Source organism: Kosakonia sp. BYX6, assembly GCF_038449125.1.
In the GTDB taxonomy this organism is placed as follows: domain Bacteria; phylum Pseudomonadota; class Gammaproteobacteria; order Enterobacterales; family Enterobacteriaceae; genus Kosakonia; species Kosakonia calanthes.
Window position 1 is genome coordinate 4,336,737 of sequence record NZ_CP151800.1, and the last position, 21,291, is coordinate 4,358,027.

General features: G+C 58.1%; 20 protein-coding genes. 17 read left to right on the top strand and 3 right to left on the bottom strand.

From position 1 onward, the window contains the following. Window positions 1-139: 139 nt before the first annotated feature. From phnF to AAEY27_RS20325, 11 genes are all read left to right on the top strand, one after another. Window positions 140-865 (top strand): phosphonate metabolism transcriptional regulator PhnF, encoded by a 726-nt coding sequence (gene phnF, locus AAEY27_RS20275; protein ID WP_342322581.1) that lies wholly within the window; start codon window positions 140-142, stop codon window positions 863-865. After that, entirely contained in the window at window positions 866-1,318 is a 453-nt protein-coding gene (gene phnG, locus AAEY27_RS20280) for a phosphonate C-P lyase system protein PhnG (protein WP_342322582.1), read from the top strand. Further along, complete coding sequence (gene phnH, locus AAEY27_RS20285) at window positions 1,315-1,899, top strand: phosphonate C-P lyase system protein PhnH (protein WP_342322583.1); 585 nt, start codon at window positions 1,315-1,317, stop codon at window positions 1,897-1,899. Before phnG ends, phnH begins: the two co-directional genes overlap by 4 nt. Continuing rightward, window positions 1,899-2,963: a carbon-phosphorus lyase complex subunit PhnI gene (locus AAEY27_RS20290; RefSeq protein ID WP_342322584.1), complete on the top strand. Its 1,065-nt coding sequence runs from the start codon at window positions 1,899-1,901 to the stop codon at window positions 2,961-2,963. Before phnH ends, AAEY27_RS20290 begins: the two co-directional genes overlap by 1 nt. Further along, window positions 2,956-3,804, top strand: a complete 849-nt coding sequence (locus AAEY27_RS20295; RefSeq protein WP_342322585.1) for an alpha-D-ribose 1-methylphosphonate 5-phosphate C-P-lyase PhnJ — start codon at window positions 2,956-2,958, stop codon at window positions 3,802-3,804. Before AAEY27_RS20290 ends, AAEY27_RS20295 begins: the two co-directional genes overlap by 8 nt. Continuing rightward, window positions 3,801-4,559 carry a phosphonate C-P lyase system protein PhnK gene (phnK, locus tag AAEY27_RS20300; protein WP_342322586.1) on the top strand — a complete coding sequence of 253 codons (759 nt, stop codon included), beginning with the start codon at window positions 3,801-3,803 and terminating at the stop codon, window positions 4,557-4,559. Before AAEY27_RS20295 ends, phnK begins: the two co-directional genes overlap by 4 nt. Before the next feature lie 16 nt (window positions 4,560-4,575). Then, complete coding sequence (gene phnL, locus AAEY27_RS20305; protein WP_342325655.1) at window positions 4,576-5,256, top strand: phosphonate C-P lyase system protein PhnL; 681 nt, start codon at window positions 4,576-4,578, stop codon at window positions 5,254-5,256. Next, the gene (gene phnM, locus AAEY27_RS20310; protein WP_342322587.1) at window positions 5,253-6,389 is read left to right on the top strand and encodes an alpha-D-ribose 1-methylphosphonate 5-triphosphate diphosphatase; all 1,137 of its coding nucleotides are present in this window, start codon (window positions 5,253-5,255) and stop codon (window positions 6,387-6,389) included. The genes phnL and phnM overlap by 4 nt, the downstream gene beginning before the upstream one ends. Further along, window positions 6,386-6,937 carry a ribose 1,5-bisphosphokinase gene (phnN, locus tag AAEY27_RS20315; RefSeq protein WP_342325657.1) on the top strand — a complete coding sequence of 184 codons (552 nt, stop codon included), beginning with the start codon at window positions 6,386-6,388 and terminating at the stop codon, window positions 6,935-6,937. The genes phnM and phnN overlap by 4 nt, the downstream gene beginning before the upstream one ends. A 60-nt stretch (window positions 6,938-6,997) precedes the next feature. Next, a complete protein-coding gene (gene phnP / locus AAEY27_RS20320) occupies window positions 6,998-7,756 on the top strand; it encodes a phosphonate metabolism protein PhnP (RefSeq protein WP_342322588.1) in 759 nt (252 codons plus the stop codon). 194 nt (window positions 7,757-7,950) lie between these two features. Further along, window positions 7,951-8,286 (top strand): low molecular weight protein tyrosine phosphatase family protein, encoded by a 336-nt coding sequence (locus tag AAEY27_RS20325; protein ID WP_342322589.1) that lies wholly within the window; start codon window positions 7,951-7,953, stop codon window positions 8,284-8,286. 30 nt (window positions 8,287-8,316) lie between these two features. Here the strand turns inward: AAEY27_RS20325 and AAEY27_RS20330 are convergent, their stop codons facing one another. Next, window positions 8,317-9,780, bottom strand: coding sequence for a bifunctional metallophosphatase/5'-nucleotidase (locus AAEY27_RS20330; protein ID WP_342322590.1), 1,464 nt, complete (start codon window positions 9,778-9,780; stop codon window positions 8,317-8,319). A gap of 160 nt (window positions 9,781-9,940) precedes the next feature. Continuing rightward, entirely contained in the window at window positions 9,941-12,505 is a 2,565-nt protein-coding gene (locus AAEY27_RS20335) for an ATP-binding protein (protein WP_342322591.1), read from the bottom strand. Between the two features lie 123 nt (window positions 12,506-12,628). On the opposite strand from AAEY27_RS20335, the gene AAEY27_RS20340 reads away from it, so the two are divergent. From AAEY27_RS20340 to AAEY27_RS20365, 6 genes are read left to right on the top strand one after another with little or no spacing between them, the layout of a single operon-like run. Continuing rightward, window positions 12,629-14,152, top strand: a complete 1,524-nt coding sequence (locus tag AAEY27_RS20340; protein ID WP_342322592.1) for a sugar ABC transporter ATP-binding protein — start codon at window positions 12,629-12,631, stop codon at window positions 14,150-14,152. After that, the gene (locus AAEY27_RS20345; protein ID WP_342322593.1) at window positions 14,145-15,155 is read left to right on the top strand and encodes an ABC transporter permease subunit; all 1,011 of its coding nucleotides are present in this window, start codon (window positions 14,145-14,147) and stop codon (window positions 15,153-15,155) included. Before AAEY27_RS20340 ends, AAEY27_RS20345 begins: the two co-directional genes overlap by 8 nt. A gap of 40 nt (window positions 15,156-15,195) precedes the next feature. Next, window positions 15,196-16,137: an ABC transporter substrate-binding protein gene (locus AAEY27_RS20350; protein WP_342322594.1), complete on the top strand. Its 942-nt coding sequence runs from the start codon at window positions 15,196-15,198 to the stop codon at window positions 16,135-16,137. Between the two features lie 52 nt (window positions 16,138-16,189). Beyond that, entirely contained in the window at window positions 16,190-16,876 is a 687-nt protein-coding gene (locus tag AAEY27_RS20355) for a D-lyxose/D-mannose family sugar isomerase (protein ID WP_342322595.1), read from the top strand. An 11-nt stretch (window positions 16,877-16,887) separates the two neighbouring features. Beyond that, complete coding sequence (locus tag AAEY27_RS20360) at window positions 16,888-17,748, top strand: ketose 1,6-bisphosphate aldolase (protein WP_342322596.1); 861 nt, start codon at window positions 16,888-16,890, stop codon at window positions 17,746-17,748. Beyond that, on the top strand, window positions 17,745-18,746 hold the full coding sequence (locus AAEY27_RS20365; protein ID WP_342325659.1) for a carbohydrate kinase family protein: 1,002 nt from the start codon (window positions 17,745-17,747) through the stop codon (window positions 18,744-18,746). The genes AAEY27_RS20360 and AAEY27_RS20365 overlap by 4 nt, the downstream gene beginning before the upstream one ends. Window positions 18,747-19,083: 337 nt before the next feature. On the opposite strand, the gene fhuE is transcribed toward AAEY27_RS20365, so the two are convergent. Continuing rightward, the gene (fhuE, locus tag AAEY27_RS20370) at window positions 19,084-21,216 is read right to left on the bottom strand and encodes a ferric-rhodotorulic acid/ferric-coprogen receptor FhuE (RefSeq protein ID WP_342322597.1); all 2,133 of its coding nucleotides are present in this window, start codon (window positions 21,214-21,216) and stop codon (window positions 19,084-19,086) included. Window positions 21,217-21,291 lie beyond the last annotated feature (75 nt).

Here is a 21,291-nt window from a genome sequence, read left to right on the forward strand (position 1 = left end):
AATTTGAAGGCTCCGAATCCGGAGCCTTTTTTATTTCCCCGTCTTTATTCATCCCTTCGCAATCATTGCATAACCCAACTGCAACATTCGCTCTCCACCATAGACCCACACTTACTCAGTCTGCGGGGCAATGATGACCATGCACTTATCCAGACATCCGACCAGCTTCCCCACACGCTACCAGGAGATCGCCGCGAAACTGGAGCAGGAGTTACGCACGCAATACCGCCGCGGCGACTGGCTTCCCGCCGAGCAACAACTGGCGGCGCGTTTTGAGGTCAACCGCCACACGCTGCGCCGCGCCATTGATCAACTGGTGGAAAAAGGCTGGGTGCAACGCCGCCAGGGCATCGGCGTATTGGTGCTGATGCGCCCGTTCGATTACCCGCTCAACGCGCAAGCGCGTTTTAGCCAGAACCTGCTCGATCAGGGCAGCCACCCGACCAGCGAACGCCTGCTGGCGGTGCTGCGCCCGGCATCCAGCCATGTCGCCGACGCGCTGGGCGTGCAGGAAGGCGAAAACATCATCCATCTGCGTACCCGCCGCCGGGTTAACGGCATCGCGCTGTGCCTTATCGATCACTACTTTTCCGACATGCAACTGTGGCCGCTGCTGCAACAGTTTGATAGCGGTTCACTGCACGATTTTCTGCGCGAACGGGCCGACATCAGCCTGAAGCGCACCCAAACGCGCATCAGCGCCCGCCGCGCGCAAGTGAAAGAGAGCCGCTGGCTGGAGATTCCCAACATGGCACCGTTGCTCTGCGTGCGCACCCTTAACCATCGTGAAGGCGACATCAACGCGACGGAATACTCCGTCAGCCTGACCCGCGCCGACATGATCGAATTCACCATGGAGCACTGAATGCATTTTGATACGCCTACTCGCCAGCGCTGGATGGCGACACTTGCGCACGCTTCGTCCGACATGCTGCGCGGACGGATGCGCACCCTCGGCCTGGCACCGGTTTATGAACAGGTGCGCGCGCCGCAAACCGGCCTGGTGCAAATCCAGGCGCGTATGGGCGGCACCGGCGAGCGTTTTTTCCCCGGCGACGCCACGCTAACCCGCGCGGTGATTCGCCTGGACACCGGCACGCTGGGCTTTAGCTGGGTGCTCGGGCGCGATAAAGGCCACGCCGAACGCTGCGCCGTGTGCGATGCCCTGTTACAAGAACCGTCCTGGTTCCAAACCCTGATGGAAACCCTCATTACCCCGTTGGAAGCGGACCGTGCCGCCCGTTTACAAGCGCGCCAGGCCGAAGTCAACGCCAGTCGGGTCGACTTCTTTACCCTGGTTCGCGGAGATAACGCATGACTTTACAACCCGCATTCGCATCGGCGGTTCACGATGCCCAACACTGTTTTCGTCGTCTGCTAAAAGCCATGAGCGAACCGGGCGTGATTGTTTCCCTGCCGCAGTTAAAACACGGCTGGCCGCCGCTCAACCCGGCGACCACCAGCGTGCTGCTGACACTGGTCGATAACGACACGCCACTCTGGCTTTCGAACGCGATGGATAACGATCTGGTACGCCAAAACCTGCGCTTTCACACCAATGCGCCGCGGGTCTCCCAGCCGCAGCACTCGCTGTTCGCCATTGCCGATCACACCCTGAGCGCAGAACAGTTAAACGCACTGCCAAGCGGCAGCGATATCAGCCCGGAAAGCAGTGCGACCCTGATTTTGCAGCTCCCGGCATTGAGCGGCGGGCGCATGTTGCGCTTGACCGGCCCAGGCATTCAGGAAGAGCGCATGATCGCCCCGCAGTTGCCGGCGTGTATTACCGACGAGTTGACCGACCGCCCGCACGCGTTTCCCACAGGTATTGATGTGATCCTGACCTGCGGCGATCGCGCGCTGGCCATCCCAAGAACCACGCTGGTGGAGGTGTACTGATGTACGTTGCTGTCAAAGGGGGTGAAAAAGCCATCATGGCGGCGCACGCGCTACAGGCGCATAAACGCCGTGGCGACACACAACTGGCGGAACTGAGCGTCGCGCAAATCGCCGAGCAGATGCACCTGGCGGTCGATCGCGTGATGACCGAAGGCGGCATTGCCGACCGCCAACTGGCGGCGCTGGCATTAAAACAGGCGAGCGGCGATAACGTCGAAGCCATCTTTCTGCTACGCGCTTATCGCACCACGCTGCCGCGCCTTGCGGTGAGCGTTCCCATCGACAGCGCGAACATGCGTTTAGAGCGCCGCATTTCGGCGGTCTACAAAGACATTCCCGGCGGCCAGTTGCTTGGCCCGACTTACGATTACACCCACCGCCTGCTGGACTTCGCGCTGCTCGCTGAAGGTGAAACGCCTGAACTCACGACGCGTGAAGAACAGCAAGACGCCGCGCCGCACGTCTTTAGCCTGCTGGTCAACGAAGGGCTGGCAAAAGCCGAGCGCGACAGTGGCGCGACGCCAGATGACATCACCCGCCAGCCGCCGGTTTTCCCCTGCTCGCGCGCGTCGCGCCTGCAACAGCTAGCCCGCGGTGACGAAGGCTACTTGCTGGCGCTGGCCTACTCCACCCAGCGCGGTTACGGGCGCAATCACCCTTTCGCCGGTGAAATCCGCAGTGGTTATATCGACGTGGAAATTGTGGCGGAAGAGCTTGGTTTTGCGGTGAACATCGGCGAACTGCTGATAACCGAATGTGAAATGGTCAACGGTTTTGTCGCCCCGCAAGACGACGCTCCACACTTTACCCGTGGCTACGGGCTGGTGTTCGGCATGAGCGAGCGCAAGGCGATGGCAATGGCGCTGGTCGATCGCGCCCTGCAAGCCATCGACTACGGCGAAGCCATCAAAAGCCCGGCGCAGGACGAAGAGTTTGTGCTGGCGCATGCGGATAACGTCGAAGCGGCGGGTTTTGTGTCGCACCTCAAACTGCCTCATTACGTTGATTTCCAGGCCGAACTGGATCTGCTCAGACAGCTTCAACAGGAGATGCCCCGTGGCTAACGCGCTGACCGGTTACAACTTTGCTTTTCTTGATGAGCAAACCAAACGCATGATCCGCCGCGCGCTGTTAAAAGCGGTGGCGATCCCCGGTTACCAGGTGCCCTTTGGCGGACGGGAAATGCCGATGCCCTATGGCTGGGGCACGGGCGGGATTCAGCTTACCGCCAGCGTGATCGGCGAAGATGATGTGCTGAAGGTTATCGATCAGGGCGCGGACGACACCACCAACGCTGTCTCCATTCGCCAGTTCTTCACCCGCGTCACCGGCGTGGAAACCACCGAGCGCACCGCCGAGGCGACGCTGATTCAAACCCGCCACCGCATCCCCGAAACGCCGCTGCGCGAAGATCAAATCCTTATTTACCAGGTGCCGATCCCAGAGCCGCTGCGCTTTATCGAACCGCGTGAAACCGAAACCCGCACCATGCACGCGCTGGAAGAGTACGGCGTGATGCAGGTGAAGCTGTACGAAGATATTGCGCGCTTTGGCAACTTCACCACCCGCTACGCCTGGCCGGTGAAAGTGAATGATCGCTATGTGATGGATCCGTCGCCCATTCCGGCGTTCGATAACCCGAAAATGCACATGACGCCCGCCCTGCAACTGTTCGGCGCCGGGCGTGAAAAGCGCATCTACGCCGTGCCGCCGTTCACCCCGGTGGTGAGCCTCGATTTTGACGATTACCCCTTCGCGCCGCAAAAGTGGGATAAACCCTGCGCCATTTGCGGCTCGACACACAGCTATCTCGATGAAGTGGTGCTGGACGATACCGGCACGCGCATGTTCGTTTGCTCCGACACCGACTATTGCCGCCAACAGAGCGAGGCTTTACGCAAATGACCCAACCGCTGCTTTCGGTGAATCACCTTTCCCATCTGTATGCGCCAGGCAAGGGCTTTCAGGATGTGTCGTTCGATTTATGGCCGGGCGAAGTGCTGGGCATTGTCGGCGAATCCGGCTCCGGCAAGACCACCCTGTTGAATGCGATATCAGCGCGCCTGGTGCCGCAACAGGGCACCATCACCTGGCAGAATCGCGATCTCTACGCGATGAGCGAAGCCGAGCGCCGTCGCCTGCTGCGCACCGAATGGGGCGTGGTGCACCAACATGCGATGGACGGCCTGCGCCGCCAGGTGTCCGCCGGGGGCAATATCGGCGAGCGGCTAATGGCGACCGGCGCGCGGCATTATGGCGATATCCGCGCTAGCGCCGAACAGTGGCTGAGCGATGTTGAAATTCCGCCGTCACGCATTGATGACCTGCCCACCACCTTTTCCGGCGGCATGCAGCAGCGTTTGCAAATCGCCCGCAACCTCGTCACGCGCCCCAAATTGATGTTTATGGACGAACCCACCGGCGGGCTGGATGTCTCCGTTCAGGCGCGTTTGTTGGATCTGCTGCGCGGGCTGGTGGTGGAGATGAACCTGGCCGTGGTGATGGTGACCCATGATTTAGGCGTCGCGCGCCTGCTGGCGAACCGCTTGCTGGTGATGAAACAGGGCCAGGTGGTGGAAAGTGGGTTAACCGACCGCGTGCTCGACGATCCGCATCACCCGTACACCCAATTGCTGGTCTCCTCGGTATTGCAAAATTAAGGAGTGGTTGATGACTGTGTTGCGTGTGGAAAATGTCAGCAAGACCTTTGTCCTGCATCATCAAAACGGCGTGCGCCTGCCGGTGCTGCGCGAAACATCGCTTACTGTCGCGGCCGGTGAATGTGTGGTGCTGCATGGGCACTCCGGCAGTGGAAAATCGACGCTGCTGCGATCGCTGTACGCCAACTATTTGCCCGACGCCGGGCATATTCATGTCAAACATGGCGAAGAGTGGGTGGATCTGGTCAGCGCCCCGGCACGTAAAGTGCTTGAAGTGCGCCGCCACACCATCGGCTGGGTGAGCCAGTTTTTACGCGTGATTCCGCGCGTGAGCGCACTTGATGTGGTGATGCAGCCGTTGCTGGAAAAAGGCGTTCCCCGCGAAGCGTGCGCCGAGCGCGCGGGCAACCTGCTTACCCGGCTGAATGTGCCGGAACGCTTGTGGCACCTCGCGCCCGCGACCTTTTCCGGCGGCGAACAGCAGCGCGTCAACATCGCGCGCGGCTTTATCAACGAGTACCCGATTTTACTGCTTGATGAACCCACCGCCTCGCTGGACGAAAAAAACAGCGCCGCCGTCGTTGAACTGATCGCGCAGGCCAAAGCGCGCGGCGCAGCGATTGTCGGCATCTTTCACGATGGCAGCGTGCGCGAGCATGTCGCCGACCGACTCTATCCAATGGGTAGCAACGCATGATTATCAATAATGTAAAACTGATCCTCGAAAACGAGGTGATGAGAGGCTCGCTGGAGATGCGCGACGGCATCATTCGCGCTTTCGCGGAAACCCAGAGCAGCCAACCTGGCGCGCACGATGGTGACGGCGGCTGGCTGATGCCGGGGCTTATCGAGTTGCATACCGATAACCTGGATAAATTTTTCACCCCGCGCCCGAAAGTGGACTGGCCAGCGCACTCCGCCATGAGCAGCCACGACGCGCTGATGGTCGCCAGCGGCATTACCACCGTGCTCGACGCGGTGGCCATTGGTGATGTGCGCGACGGCGGCGATCGGCTGGAAAATCTGGAGAAGATGATCAATGCCGTGGAAGCGTCGCAAAAACGCGGGCTGAACCGCGCCGAGCATCGTTTGCATCTGCGCTGCGAATTGCCACACCACACCACCTTGCCGCTGTTTGAAAAATTGGTCGGCCGCGATCCGGTGGCGCTGGTGTCAGTCATGGATCACTCGCCCGGTCAGCGCCAGTACGCCAGTTACGAAAAATATCGCGACTATTACCAGGGTAAATACCATCTCACGGACGAACAAATGGATCTGTTTGAGCAGGAGCAACTGGCGCTGGCCGCTGAGTGGTCGCAGCCCAACCGATTAGCGATTGCCGCCATTTGCGCGCAGCGCAATTTGCCGCTCGCCAGCCACGATGACGCAACACGCGAACATGTGGTGGAATCCCACCAGCTTGGCAGCGTGATCGCCGAATTTCCTACCACGTTCGCAGCAGCGGAAGCGTCTCGCGAACATGGCTTGCGCGTGTTGATGGGCGCGCCAAATATCGTGCGTGGCGGTTCCCATTCCGGCAACGTGGCGGCACATGAACTGGCGCAATGCGGCATGCTGGATATTTTGTCCTCCGATTATTACCCCGCCAGCTTGCTGGATGCGGCGTTTCGCATTGCGGTAAACGAAGAAAATGCGTTCACCTTGCCGCAGGCCATTCATCTGGTGACCAAAAACCCGGCGCAGGCATTGAAGCTGGATGATCGCGGGGTGATTGGCGAAGGGAAACGCGCGGATCTGGTGCTGGTACACCACAAAGGGGATCACGTGCATATTGACCACGTCTGGCGCGAGGGGAAAAGGGTGTTCTGATGGGCAAGCTTGTCTGGTTAATGGGGCCTTCCGGCGCGGGAAAAGATACCTTACTCACCGCGCTGCGCCAGCGGGAACAGCCGCAACTGCTGGTGGCGCACCGCTACATCACGCGCCCGGCCAGTCACGGTCACGAAAACCACATCGCGCTGAGTGTTAAGGAGTTTTTCACTCGCGACGCGCAGCACCTTTTTGCCTTGAGCTGGCATGCCAACGATCTCTACTACGGTATTGGTGCGGAGATCGATCTCTGGCTGCATGCCGGTTTTGATGTGGTGGTGAACGGTTCGCGCGGGCATTTGCCGCAGGCCCAGGCGCAGTATGGCGATATGCTGCTGCCAGTCTATTTGCAGGTGTCGGCGGAGATTTTGCGAAAGCGTCTGGAAAAACGCGGGCGCGAGAACGCTGCGGAAATCGCCGCGCGGCTGGAAAGGGCGGCGCGTTACACCCCCGGCGGCTGCCTGACGCTGAACAACGATGGAAGTTTGCTACAGTCAGTTGATGGATTGATCACGCTAATACGTGCCCAGCAAGGGAAAAGTGCGTAATGACGTCGGCGCGCCAACGCAGCGCCGGTTACGTTGACTCAACCGTTATAGCGAGGCGTTATGAGCCTGACAATTACCCTGACCGGCACCGGTGGCGCGCAATTAGTGCCGGTATTTGGCTGTGATTGCGCCGCGTGTCGCCGTGCCCGCCTGAACGAAACACACCGCCGCCGCCCTTGTAGCGGCGTCGTGCAGTTTAACGACGCGGTGACATTGCTGGACGCCGGCATGCCCGATGTGATGGATCGTTTCCCGGCTGGCCAATTCCAGCAATTTCTGCTCACGCATTACCATATGGATCATGTGCAGGGCCTGTTTCCGTTACGGTGGGGCGTGGGCGAAAAAATCCCGGTTTATGGCCCGCCGGACGAGCAAGGCTGCGACGATCTGTTTAAACACCCTGGCCTGCTGGATTTTAGCCATACGGTCGAACCGTTTGTGGTGTTCGATTTGCAAGGACTGCAAGTCACGCCGCTGCCGCTTAATCACTCGAAATTGACCTTCGGTTATCTGCTTGAATCGGCGCACAGCCGGGTGGCGTGGCTCACCGATACCGCCGGGCTGCCCGATAAGACATTGAAATTTCTCCTCAACAATCATCCGCAATTGATCGTCATTGATTGCAGTTATGCCCCTCATCCAGAAAGTCCGAAAAATCATAACGATTTGAACGCCGTCATCGCCCTGAATGCGGTGATTGGCTGCCCGCGTGTGATCCTAACCCATATCAGTCATGTCTTTGATCAATGGATGATGAAAAACCCGCTGCCGACGGGGTTTGAAGCAGGTTATGATGGCATGCGGATTGTGCTGGATTAGACCGCACATTATGGATATATTCGTCCCAATTTCCCGGCGGAATCGGGACGTTTAGCAGCCTGTAATGAGGTCGTTTGAAGGAAAAAGCGGACAGACTCGCACCGAAGGGTTGCGCACAACGCAACTGGGCCTTAATACCCGCGTGTGGCAATAATTGATGGGCTCAACGCGGCATTGAAGAGTATTGACTTGCCATGAATGTGCTTTTTATTTGTAGCCGAAACCAATGGCGCAGCCCCACTGCTGAGCATGTGTTTCGTCGCTACCCTGGGCTTAATGCCCGCTCCGCTGGCACACAACGCCAGGCGAGAAAAACCGTCTCGCCGGCCATTATTTCCTGGGCAGATGTTATCTGCGTGATGGAAGAAGAACACAAAATCCGGATTCTGGCCGACTATAGCCGTCTGGTGCAGCATAAACGGATATATGTGCTGAATATCCCAAACCATTATCAATTTATGGACCCGCAGCTGATTGCGTTGCTGGAAGATGTCGTTCCGGCTCAGCTTGGGCTGCGAGTCCCGGCATAACCGCGTTACACCCTTTTCATCCCGCCGGGCTTACTTAATAAATTGCACGCGCGGCGCGGGTGATGTCAGTTGAGGATGTTTCGTTACGTATGCCGTTAATAATGTCGACATGGGCACATCATAACGATCGCGAATGTTTATTTCGCGAATCCCATAATCGCTGACCTGCTCGTTGCAGGCCACTCGGTAAGTTTTGTCCAGATCCAGCGGTTCCCCCTTAACCAAAATCGCCGTCATCCGCGAACCTGCCGGTTTTGCGAAATCCACCGTAAATGTCATGCCGCTCACGTGCGCGTAAGCCCCCGAAATAATATTTTGCTGCACATAATTGTGCTCAATAAAATCTTTGATTTGCTTACCGCTCATTTCACGGGTGACCAACGGCAGGCGAAACGGCAGCGCATTGAGTACTTGCCCGTAAGTCACCTGCCCCGCCTGAATGCTGTCGCGCAGAAACGCGCCGACGGTAAACGCCACATCCGCTTTCGCGTATTCACGCTCGGCATCGGCAACAAGAGAACCCAGATTGGTCTGCCCGGAGCGCACATGCTCGCGTTCGCCATCCAGGGTGAAAGGCAGCGTCATCACCACCTGGTTAAGCATATCGGCGTTTTCGGCTTGCGCCTGATCGATGCAGGCCTGCGTTTCCTTATCAGTCGCGATGGCGCTTAACGCCTTTTTATCAAGCAGTTGCTCGCTCCAGGCAACGATTTTCTTATCTTTCAGCGTTAACGTCAGATGCCCAAGAAAATCGCCATATTGCCCGGCATTGACCATCACCGTGTTGCCCTGCTGTTTCCCCCCTTTCACCGCGATGTGATCGTGTCCGTCCACCAGCACATCAATCTCCGGCACGGCAGCCACCAGTTTGGAAATGTTGACCTCCGGGTCAACCTTCCCCAGGTGCGCCAACACAATAATCAGGTCGGTTTTATCTTTAATGCGTGACACCGCGTCGCGAACGGCTTTTATCGGATCGCTGACCGAAAAACCGGCCAGTTTGCTCTCGGTGGTCGCCACCATGGCGTTGAGCGGCGAGACGCCAATAATGCCAATATTCAAACCAGCCACTTTTTTGATAATAAAAGGCTCAAACGCGAGTTTGTCTTTGAACCAAATATTGGCGGAGATAAACGGGAAATTCGCTTTCTCGCCCAAAGAAACAATTTCCTGGCCGCCAAAAATAAAATCTGCGTTGCCGGGTGTAAATGCGTCATAGCCCATTGTATTCATGGCGCGTAAATTGGGCTCCCCCATTGCCAGGTCGGTGACCGGCATTCCGCTGACCGCATCGCCAACATCCACAAACAACACATTCTGCGATGTATTACGCATTGCTTTAACGTAAGCGCTTATTTTTCCGTAACCGATGCCCTCTTCGCTCATTCCGCGCCCGTGCGTATCGCCGGTGTGGATCAGCGATAATTTCACCTCGCTGGCCTGTAACGAGAACACGCTAAATAACAGAGGAAGTATTATTAGCCCTCTTTTCATTCTATTTTCCTTTTGATGTTGACGATCCCTAAAAACAAAAAAACCTGAAACTCACAAACGGGATGAAATAATCCCGCGTGGGTTTCAGGTTTAGCCGTTATTGAGTCACTATCCTGACGGCAAACAATTTATCGGGCGCGACTCACCAGAGCAAGCGACTTTATGCCGCGATACGCCGCAGCGCCTGCGCAAGTTGTAAACGCGTAAACGGTTTGCGCAACAGTTCGACATCCGGCAATGCCGGGTTATGCGCCGGGCGCAGATCCTGCCCGCTAATCAGCAGTAACGGCAAATGCGGGTAGTGCTGCCGCGCAACGTTAATCACCTCCGCGCCGCTTAACCCCCCCGGCAGCATCAAATCGCTTATCAGAGCGCCAATCGCCGGCGACGCGCCAAGCATTTGTAATGCCTGCTCGCCGCTTTCGGCTTCCAGCGTCAGGTAACCCAGTTCATGAAGCTGCTCGCACAAGGTCTGGCGCACATCGGCTTCATCTTCCAGTACCAGAATCAACGTGTCGCGGCGATCGTCGCCCTGCGCAATATCCGGCTCGTCGGCGTTCGCCACCGCCACCGCCGCGCGCGGCAGTTGTAAACGCACCGTGGTTCCCTGGCCTGGCGCGCTTTCGATTTCGACCCGCCCGCCGGACTGGCGCACAAAGCCGTAAACCATCGACAAGCCCAACCCGCTGCCGCTGCCGGTCTGTTTGGTGGTAAAGAACGGTTCAAACACCTGCGCTTTCACTTCTTGCGACATGCCGCAGCCATGATCGATAACCTCCAGCGCCACCATATCCTGCTTGCGCCCGTCGCTGCGGGTGACGCGCTGGTTCCAGGTGCGCACTTTGATCACGCCGCTTTGCCCGTCCATCGCATCGCGGGCGTTCATCACCAGGTTGATGATGGCGTTTTCCAGTTGCCCGACATCAATCCACGCCGGCCACGCCGGATGCTGGGCTTCGATTTCCAGCGCCAGCGTCGCGGGCAAAGAATGGCGCATCAGTTCCCCCAGGTTTTCCAGCAGTGCCTGCATTTCCACCGCGTGCGGGTGCAGCGATTGCTTGCGGGAAAAAGCCAGCAGCCGCTGCGTGAGCATTGCGCCGCGTTCGGCGGCTTTCAACGCGCGCGAAATACGCGCCGCATCGGGCGAATCCGTCGACACCAGTTCCAGGCTGCCGATAATCACCGCCAGCAGGTTATTAAAATCGTGCGCCAGCCCGCCGGTCAATTGGCCGACCGCTTTCATCTTCTGGCTGTGCAGCAGCGCCTCTTCCAGCCCTTTGCGCTCGGTACGATCCAGCACCACATTGACCATGCCGCGCCCCGGCACCGGGCTGAAACGCAGTTCGATGGTGCGGTTGTCGGCGAGTCGCAACTCCTGGGTTTTGGGGATTGGCCGCGCGAGGTTTTCCTGCACATGGGTGGGTAAATCGTTCACCCGTTGCAACAGCGTTTGGTAATGCTGCCCGCGTTGCAGCGCGTCGGCGCTCAGCCCGAGCAACAGCGGGTATTGCGGGTTCCACACCACCAGGCAGCCCTGGTAATCGAACAACGCAAAGCCGTCGCGCATCGCATGAAAGGTGGTTTCCAGTTGCGTACTTTTCTCTTTCAAAAGTTTGGACGTGTGCTCCAGCGAAGCGGTATTACGGGCGAAAACGTTGAAGGCGCGCGCCAGTTCGCCCAGTTCATCACGCCGTTGCAGCGCTGGCACCGACACATCCTGCTCGCCGTGCGCCAGCCGTGACATGGCGCGGGAAATGGCGGTGAGATTGGAGCCAAGATTGCGGTAGATATACCAGCCTGCAAAGCCCGTAATGATCAGCGCCAGCAGAGCGAAAAGGCTGATAAAGGCAATGATCGAGCGCATCTCCTGGTGGCTTTGCGCGGTGCGCTGATCCGAGGCCTGCGCCACTTCGGCAACATACTGATTAATGTCGCTGTTGAGCAGCGCCACCAGCGCTTTGATATGAAACATCGACCAGCTAATGGCTAAATCGCTCTCTTCAAGCTGGCGCGACAGCGGCTCCAGTTTGCGCAATTCGGCGCTGAAATCCGGCAGGATAAACGCCACCACCGGGCTATCCGCACGGATCGGTAATGGCGCCATGATCGCGGTGAGTTGCGCAATGGTAGCGCGCGGCGAAGGGGTTTGAATGGCGGCGATAATCAACCTATCCATCTCTTCCAGTAAGCGCGAATCGGGAATGTTGCTGCCGTCGCGCGCGTTGATGCCCTGCAAATGGCGCAAATAACTTTGGTTCTGGTACAGCGAACTGAGCAGCGCATTACGCTCCAGATGGCGGCGCTGCCCGCGTTGCAACATCTGCGTGACGCTTTGCTGCAACGCCTGGCTGCGACGGGTAATTTGCTCGACTAATTGCGGCTCCAGTTGCGCCAACGGCGCACGCGCCAGTTGGCTCAGCGAGTGTTGCAGCGCGCTTTGCGTCGCTTTCAGGCGGTCGGCTTCGCCTTTGTACTCCAGCGCGCCCACGACCTGCGACAAACGCACCGCCGCCGTGGCAACGCTCGCGGTGTCGCGCGCCAGATTCATGCTGCTGGTCATATCATCCAGCGTTTGCTGCTGCACTTGTTCCTGAATCCGGCTGGCATGGCGAAAACCCAGCACCGCCACGCCGCAGACCATCAATGTCACCGCCACCACCAGCAAATTAAAAAACAGCAAACGCCCACGGGCGCTGGTGAAAAACGGGTTTGTGCGGTTGCGCATAGAGGCTCCTGAGCAGGCAAACAGTTGCGTTGCGTCACTATGACAAATATGAACAGCTTCTGACATTTTGCATTTACCGGGGTGTGATGAAGTGCGGATATCGAGAATCAAGGGAGCTTCGTCATGAGCAACATGCCCGTTCTGGAGATGCGCAACATTGCCAAAGCCTTTGGCAAGTTTTACGCGCTCAAAGGGGTGGATCTGACGGTCTGGCCTGGCGAGATCCACGCGTTAATGGGGGAAAACGGCGCCGGGAAAAGCACGCTGATGAAGATCCTCGCGGGCGCTTACGGCGCCACCAGCGGCGAGATCCTGATCGACGGCCAGCCGTATGCCATCAAAAGCCCGAAAGATGCGCTGGCGGCGGGGATCACCTTGATCTATCAGGAGATGCAGCTCGCGCCCAACTTAACCGTGGCGGAAAACATTTTTCTTGGCAGTGAAATCGCCCGCGGCGGGCTGGTGCAACGCAAAGAGATGGCCGCACAGGCGCAAGCGGTGATCGACCGTCTCGGCGCCAACTTTAGCGCCACCGACCGGGTGATGAAGCTGACCATCGCCGAACAGCAGCAGGTGGAAATCGCCCGCGCCCTGCACCGCAACAGCCGCATTCTGGTGATGGACGAACCCACCGCCGCCCTCTCTTCGCGCGAAACACACCGTTTGTTTGAACTGATCATGCGCCTGCGCGATGAAGGCATGGCGATTATCTATATCAGCCACCGTATGGCCGAAGTGTATGAACTTTCGGATCGCGTCAGCGTGCTGCGCGACGGGCAATACGTCGGCAGCCTGACGCGCGACAAACTCAACGCTTCCGAACTGGTGCGCATGATGGTCGGACGGCCACTAAGCGATCTGTTTAATAAAGAGCGCGATATTCCGCTCGGCGACCCGCGTTTGAGCATTCATCACCTGACCGATGGCGAAAAAATCCAGCCGATCAGTTTGCAGGTGCGATCCGGGGAAATTGTCGGTCTCGCCGGGCTGGTGGGCGCGGGGCGATCGGAACTGGCGCAACTGATCTTCGGTGTGCGCAAAGCCACCGGCGGCATGATCGAAGTCGACGGCGAACCGGTGGTGATCCACTCGCCGCGCACCGCCATTGATTTGGGTATCGGTTTTTTGACGGAAAACCGCAAAGAGCAAGGGCTGTTCCTCGAACTGGCGGCGCAGGAGAACATCACCATGGCGACGCTGGAGCGTGATGCCGCCTGGGGGATGCTGGATCGTAAAAAGGCGCAGACCATTTCCGATGACGCCATCAAATTACTCAATATTCGCGTGCCGCACGCACAGGTGCGGGCGGGCGGGTTGTCCGGCGGCAACCAACAAAAGCTGCTGATCTCCCGCTGGGTGGCGATTGGCCCGCGCATCTTGATCCTCGATGAGCCAACGCGCGGCGTGGATGTCGGCGCGAAAAGCGAAATCTACCGCATCATGAACCAGATGGCGCGCCAGGGCGTGGCGATCTTGATGATCTCCAGCGAACTGCCGGAAGTGGTCGGCATGAGCGATCGCGTGTATGTGATGCGCGAAGGCAGCATTGCCGGGGAACTGCACCACGGCGACATCACCCAGGAAAACATCATGACGCTGGCGACCGGCGTCGACGAATCCCATCACCAGGCGGTACACCATGACTGAATCGAAAGAGCACGCAGCCACCACGCCGCAGCAGGAGGCGAAATCCGCATCCGCCAAAAAATTGCTGATGGGCGATTTGATGCAAACAGTCGGCATTTTGCCGATTCTGATCCTGATCGTCGCGGTTTTTGGCTTTATCACGCCGAACTTCTTCACCGAAAGCAACCTGCTGAATATTACCCGCCAGGCCTCGATCAACATCGTGCTGGCGGCCGGCATGACTTTCATCATTTTGACCGGCGGGATTGATCTGTCGGTGGGCTCGATTCTCGGCACCACGGCGGTGGCGGCCATGGTGGTGTCGCTGATCCCGGAATTCGCCCTGCTGTCGGTCCCGGCGGCATTGATGCTCGGCTTACTGCTCGGGCTGTTTAACGGCGCGCTGGTCGCGTTCGCCGGGCTACCACCGTTTATTGTCACCCTCGGCACCTATACGGCGCTGCGCGGCGCGGCCTATTTACTGGCCGATGGCACCACGGTGATCAACTCGGACATCAGCTTCGAGTGGGTCGGCAATAACTATCTTGGCCCGGTGCCGTGGCTGGTGGTGATTGCGCTGGCGGTGATTGTGCTGTGCTGGTTTATTCTGCGCCGCACCACGCTGGGCGTTCATATCTACGCCGTCGGCGGCAACATGCAGGCAGCGCGGCTGACCGGCATCAAAGTGTGGCTGGTGTTGCTGTTCGTTTACGGCATGAGCGGCCTACTCTCAGGCCTTGGCGGGGTGATGAGCGCCTCGCGCCTTTATAGCGCGAACGGCAACCTCGGCATGGGCTACGAGCTGGACGCCATTGCGGCGGTGATCCTCGGCGGTACCAGTTTTGTCGGCGGCATCGGCACCATCACCGGCACGCTGGTTGGCGCGTTGATCATCGCCACCTTAAACAACGGCATGACGCTGATGGGCGTCTCCTATTTCTGGCAATTGGTGATCAAAGGGGCGGTGATCATCATAGCGGTGCTGATCGACAAATACCGTACCCGGCATCATCAGGCAGCATAACAATACCCTACAAAACAGTAACATAAGCGAGGATTACAGCATGCGTCTTAAACCTCTTGTCACTGCGCTCTGCGCGGCCGCGATTTTGGCCAGCACGCCGTTTGCGCAGGCCAAAGATCTGAAATCCATCGGCGTCACGGTGGGCGATCTGGCGAACCCTTTCTTTGTGCAAATCACCAAAGGCGCGGAGCTGGAAGCGCGCAAACTGGCGGGCGATAAAGTCAAAGTCACGCTGGTTTCCAGCGGCTACGATCTGGGCCAGCAAGTGACGCAGATCGATAACTTTATTGCCGCGAAAGTCGACATGATCATTCTCAACGCCGCGGATTCGAAAGGCATCGGCCCGGCGGTGAAACGGGCGAAAGAGGCCGGCATTGTGGTGGTCGCGGTTGACGTGGCGGCCGAAGGCGCCGACGCCACCATCACCTCCGATAACACTCAGGCGGGCGAAATGGCCTGTAAATACATTACCGACCGCCTGAAAGGCAAAGGCAATGTGGTGATCATCAATGGGCCGCCGGTTTCCGCCGTGCAAAACCGCGTGGAAGGCTGCCAGACCGAGTTCAAACGCCACCCGGACATCAAGGTGCTTTCCGATAACCAGAACGCCAAAGGCAGCCGCGAAGGCGGGCTGGAAGTGATGACCTCCCTGCTTGCCGCTAACCCGAAAATTGATGGCGTCTTCGCGATAAACGATCCGACCGCGATCGGCGCCGATCTGGCGGCGAAACAGGCGCAACGTAACGAGTTCTTTATTGTCGGTGTTGACGGCAGCCCGGACGGTGAAGAAGCGTTGAAACGCAAAAACTCGCTGTTTGTTGCAACGCCCGCGCAGGATCCGCAAGTGATGGCGGCGCGCGCGGTGGAGATCGGCTACGACATCCTGCAAGGCAAAGCCGCGCCAAAAGAGCCGGTTTTGATCCCAGTGACGATGATCGATAAACAGAATGTCGGCAGTTACAAAGGCTGGACGGTGAAATAACGTGCATCACCCTCTCCCGCAAGGGAGGGGGAATGCTCACGCAGGAGAGACCATGAAACGCTCCGCCATTAATGAAATCCTCGGGCATACGCGGCAGTTTTTCTCCATGCACGATGTGCATCTGCCGCCGTTCGCCAGCTTTCCGCCCACCAAATGGCAGCAACTGGACAAAGCCGCCTGGCGCGAAGTGTTCGACCTGAAACTGGGGTGGGATGTCACCGCCTTCGGCAGCGCGAACTTCGACGCGCAAGGGCTAACGCTGTTTACGCTGCGCAACGGTTCGCCGAACGGCACACCGTATGAAAAGTGTTATGCGGAAAAGATCATGCATGTACGCGACGCGCAGGTGACGCCGATGCATTTTCACTGGCGAAAGCGCGAGGACATCATTAATCGCGGCGGCGGTAATTTAATTATTGAACTGTGGAACGCCGGTGCGCATGAAGAGACGATCAACACCGACGTCACCGTGGTCATTGATGGCTGCATTCAAACGCACGCGGCGGGCAGCCAGCTGCGCCTCTCACCAGGGGAAAGTATTTGTCTTACACCGGGGCTGTATCACAGCTTTTGGGGCGAACCGGGTTTTGGCGATGTGTTGGTCGGGGAGGTGTCATCGGTCAACGATGATGAACACGACAACCACTTCCTTTACCCGGTGGATCGCTACAACAACGTGCTGGAAGATGAACCAGCGCAACTGGTGTTGTGCAACGAATATCATCTGTTTATGAGTTAAAGGAGAGCGCAATGCCGATGATTTCTCTCGCCGAAGGGCTGGCGCACGCCCGCGAGCACCAGTACGCGCTGGGCGCGTTTAACGTGCTCGACTCCCACTTTTTACGCGCGTTGTTCGCCGCTGCAAAGCAGGAGCGATCGCCGTTTATTATCAATATCGCCGAAGTGCATTTTAAATATGTCTCGCTCGATTCGCTGGTCGAAGCGGTGAAGTTCGAAGCGGCCCGCAGCGACATCCCGGTGGTGCTGAACCTCGATCACGGCCTGAATTTTGAGTCTGTGGTGCGCGCGTTGCGCCTCGGTTTCAGCTCCGTAATGTTTGATGGTTCAACGCTTGCGTATGAAGAGAATATTCGCCAAACGCGGGAAGTGGTGAAGATGTGCCACGCGGTCGGTGTTTCGGTGGAGGCGGAATTGGGCGCGGTGGGCGGCGATGAAGGCGGCGCGCTGTATGGCCATGCCGATGAAGCCTGTTTTACCGATCCGGAACTGGCGCGCGATTTTGTCGATCGCACCGGCATCGATACCCTCGCCGTCGCCATCGGCAATGCACACGGCAAATACAAAGGCGAACCGAAGCTCGATTTTGTCCGCCTTGACGCCATTCGCCAGCAGACCGGCCTGCCGCTGGTGCTGCACGGCGGCTCGGGGATCAGCGATGCGGATTTTCGCCGCGCGATTTGCCTCGGCATCCATAAAATCAATTTCTACACCGGCATGTCGCAGGCGGCGCTCGGCGCGATTGAGCAGCGTATGGCGAACCGCCAGCCGTTGTATGACGAGTTCGCCCAGTTGTTGCTCGGCATTGAAGAAGCCATCACCGACACGGTGGCCGGGCAGATGCGCATCTTTGGCAGCGCGGGACAACTCTGATGGCGCGCACAGGGGTTATCGCCGCGGGCAATATGCTGGTCGATCATGTGCATCAAATTGTGCAATGGCCGGAGCGCGGCTGGCTGGCGGAGATCACTCAAAGTGAGCGTTCAACGGGCGGCGCGCCGCTGAATGTGTTGCTGACGCTGGCGAAAATGCATGTCGGTTTGCCGTTGCAGGCCGTCGGTTTGGTGGGGGAAGACGGCGACGGCGATTACATTATGGCGATGCTGGACCAGTATCACGTGAATCGCCAGCATGTGCAGCGCACCACGTTTGCGCCCACATCGATGTCGCAGGTGATGACCGATCCTTCCGGGCAGCGTACTTTTTTCCATTCGCCTGGTGCGAACCGGCTGCTGGATTTACCCGCTTTTGACCGGCTGGACAGCAGCATGAAGATTTTCCATCTTGGGTATTTGTTGCTGCTCGATAGCCTTGATTTGCCCGATGAAACATTCGGTACGCGCAGCGCGCGCCTGCTGGCGCAAATGCGCGCCCAGGGGTTTGAAACCTCGCTCGATTTGGTGTCGCGTAAAGGCGACCCGCGTTATAAACCGCTGGTGTTGCCGTGTCTGAAGCACCTTGATTACCTGGTGATCAATGAGCTGGAAGCCGGGGAATTTAGCGGTTTGGAAATGCGCACGGCAGATGACAAGCCACATGTCGACAATATCGCCCACGCCGCGAAAGAGCTGCTGGCGGCGGGCGTGAGGCAGCGGGTGGTGATCCACTGCCCGGAAGGCGCATGGGGCGAAGCGCCGGGCGAGGCAGGCAGTTGGATCCCGTCCAGAATGTTGAACCAGTCCGAAATTATCGGCAGTGTCGGCGCGGGCGATGCCTTTTGCGCCGGGTTTTTGTATGGCTGCCATGAAGCCTGGCCGCTGCAACAAAGCGTGCAACTGGCGCACGCCTGCGCCCGCACCAGCCTGCTGTGCGCTAACGCCATCGACGGCGCCAAAACGCTGGAAGAGTTGCAGCAGGAGATGGGGGTTTGATCGCCCATCTCCCGCATGATCGCCGGATGGCGCGTAAACGCTTATCCGGCCTACAAAACCCGTCCATCAAACCCGTGCGATCCCGTAGGCCGGATAAGGCGGTAGCCGCCATCCGGCAAAATGCCCCCTGCGCGCTGATCGCCGGATGGCGCGTAAACGCTTATCCGGCCTACAAAACCCGTCCATCAAACCCGTGCGATCCCGTAGGCCGGATAAGGCGGCAGCCGCCATCCGGCAAAATGCCCCCTGCGCGCTGATCGCCGGATGGCGCGTAAACGCTTATCCGGCCTACAAAACCCAACATGCTCGAGCGCGCATCGCCATCCGGCATCAACCATCAAAACTGATAGGTCATGCTCACTGAATAATTGCGCGGTTCGCCGTACACACCGTAATCGCTGAGCCATGAATAATAGGTGCGGTCAAACAGGTTGTTGACGTTGGCTTGCACGCCTAACTGCCTGTTGATTTGGTAACGGGCGAACAGGCTTGCCAGCGGGTAGCTGCCCTGGTAAACGCGGTGCGTTTCGCCATCCGGACCGGTGGCATCCTGGAAGGTACGGTTTTGCCAATTCACACCGCCGCCGACGGTCAATTCCGGCAGCATCGGCAATTGATAACGGGTATACAGCTTCAACTGCGTTTGCGGCATGTTGCTGTTAAAGCGCCCTGTTGAATCCCGCGCAACATAGCGCGTGGCGCCAAAAGTCATCTGCCAGCGATCGGTTAACGCGCCATTCAGTTCAAATTCCGCCCCTTTGCTGACCGCCCCTTTCGCCGCGTAATAGGCCTGCTCGCTACCGCCGTTTACGTGGTTGTCTCCGTCTTCCTGACCAACGTTTTCCTGTTCGATACGGAAAATGGCGAAGGAGGCCGTCAAACGCCCGTTCATCCAGTCGGATTTCAGGCCGGTTTCATAGTTCTTACCGGTAATCGGCGAGAGATATTTACCGCTGCTGTCGCGATAAGTCTGCGGCTGGAAAATCGAGGTGTAACTGGCGTAAGCCGACCAGGTATCGTCGATGTCATACACCAGCCCGCCATAGGGCGTGAGGTTGTTTTTGCGCATATCGCCGCTGCTGCCGCGGGTGCTCCACTGGCTGTAACGCGCGCCAATAATCAGTGACAGCGGGTCCGCCAGCGAGAAACGCGCCGCGCTGTAGAGGGCTTTCTGGCGCACAACATCGTTGGCGTTTTGATACCACCCTTCCCACTCCGGCTCGGCGACATTGCCATTCCAGCTATTACTGAAGCTGCCCATTTGGTCGCTATCGATCGATCCATCCTGGCTGTAAGTGGAATTGTGCTGGCGGCTGTAACTGGCGCCGACCACCAGTTCATGCTGGCGACCGAAGAGTTCGAACGGCCCGCTGGCATAGCTATCAACCGAATCGAGCTTGCGCGTGCCTTTATCCTGGCTGCCGAAACCGGTGGTGCCCTCGCCGGTGGTTTTATCGGGGAAGTCCATAATGTAGAGCAGCTTATCGCTGAAGGTTTGTTCGCCGTGCGTGCCGTTGACGCGCCAGGTCCAGCCGTTGTCGAAGTCATGTTTCACATCGGCGAACACTTTGCGGGAGTTGATGTTGTAACGGCTCCAGTCGGCGGAAACGTTGGTGCTGCGATCGTAATGGGTGCGCGTACCGTCGCTGTACCACGTTGGCAAGCCGCCCCAGGTCGGGTTGCCGGTGTCGTTTTGCTGATAGTCATACCCCAGCGAAACGGTGGTGTTGTCCGTCACATCGGCGTCGATCACGCCGTAAATAAATTTTTTGCGCTTATGGTAGCGATCCAGCCAGCTATCCTGATCCTGATAACCGGCAATCACGCGCCCGCGCACCGAACCGCTGTCGTTGAGCGCACCGGAAACATCCGCCACATAACGCTGCTTATTCCAGCTGCCGTAACTCGCCGACACCGTGCCGGTAAAATCGCGGCTGTCGGCATGTTTGCGCACCATATTGACCGATGCCGCCGGGTTACCGGCGCCGGTCATCAAGCCCGTTGCGCCACGCACGATTTCCACACGGTCATAAATGGCCGTGTCTTCGCTGGCGTCGCCAAAGTTCCAGGTGTCGCTCACCGAGGTGGGAATATCGTCATAGGTGTAGTTGTTGATGAAAAAACCCCGCGCGAAATAGGCCGAGCGCTCGCTGTCGATGATTTCTGTCGCCACGCCGGTGGCGTTATTCAGTACATCACCCACGGATTCGAGGTTCTGATCTTTCATGCGCTGTTCAGTAATAACGCTAAAAGATTGTGGGACATCGCGTGGCGTGAGCTGCATCTTCGTGCCGGCGCGGGTGGTTTTGACGGCATAATCTTGCGTGGTCGAATTGTCAGTGTTGGTGGCGCTGCCATCGACAATGATTTCGTCCTGCGTGTTGGTTGCGGCCTGCGCGGGCGCAATAAGCGCGTGAATTGTGAGAGCCAACACCGAAACGGTGAAAGCCTGCTTGCCATTGAAAGACATAATGATTCCCTGCGGGATATTGTTATTTAATTTGTTTAATGAATGCGAATGACAATAATAATCATTTCTGTGAAT